At 69.0% G+C, this 748-nt stretch carries 2 protein-coding genes; both read left to right on the forward strand.

Annotated features, from left to right (window positions below):
- Positions 1–491: 1,2-phenylacetyl-CoA epoxidase subunit PaaC (gene paaC / locus AC01Y6_RS10750; protein WP_476671525.1), on the forward strand; the 491-nt coding region annotated here is incomplete at its 5' end.
- Positions 485–748: iron-sulfur cluster assembly protein (locus AC01Y6_RS10755; RefSeq protein ID WP_476671526.1), on the forward strand; the 264-nt coding region annotated here is incomplete at its 3' end. The genes paaC and AC01Y6_RS10755, both read left to right, overlap by 7 nt.

The following is a 748-nucleotide window of genomic DNA, read 5'->3' on the forward strand; positions in this document are numbered from 1 at the left end:
TCCCCAAGGGGGACTGGGCCTTTACCATGGTGCGCCAGTACCTCTTTGACCTCTACGAGAAGACCCTTCTGGAGGCCCTAAGGGGAAGCGCCTACCCCCCCCTGGCGGAGGTGGCGGAAAGGATCCTCAAGGAGGAGCGCTTCCACCTCCACCACTCCGCCCTCTGGGTGGAGCGCCTGGCCCTGGGCACGGAGGAGTCCTACGCCCGCACCCAGAAGGCCCTGGACCTCCTCTTCCCCTACGCCCGCCAGCTCTTCCAGCCCCTTCCCGGGGAGGAGGCCCTGGTGGAGGCGGGGGTGTTCCCCGACCTCCAAGCCCTCCTCCCCCACTACCTGGAGGAGGCCACGGGCCGCCTGAAGCGCCTTGGCCTCAATCCGCCGGAAGGGGGGTACGTGCCCAAAGCCCGCACGGAGCACACGGAGTACCTCTGGTCCCTCCTTGCCGAGATGCAGTCCGTGGCCCGCTGGGACCGGGAGGCGAAGGCGTGGTAGCGCGGTACTGGGAGGCCCTAAAAGGGGTCAAGGACCCGGAGATCCCCGTCCTCAACATCGTGGAGATGGGGATGGTCCTGGGGGTGGAGGCCGAGGGGACGAGGGTCAGGGTGCGCTTCCGCCCCACCTTCTCCGGCTGCCCGGCCCTCAGGCTCATCCGGGAGGAGATCGTGGAGGCCCTCAAGAGGGCGGGGGCCGAGGAGGTGGAGGTGGAGGAGGTCCGCACCCCCTGGAGCACCGAGGCCATGACCGAGGAG

The sequence above is a fragment of the Thermus sp. genome (assembly GCF_056332225.1).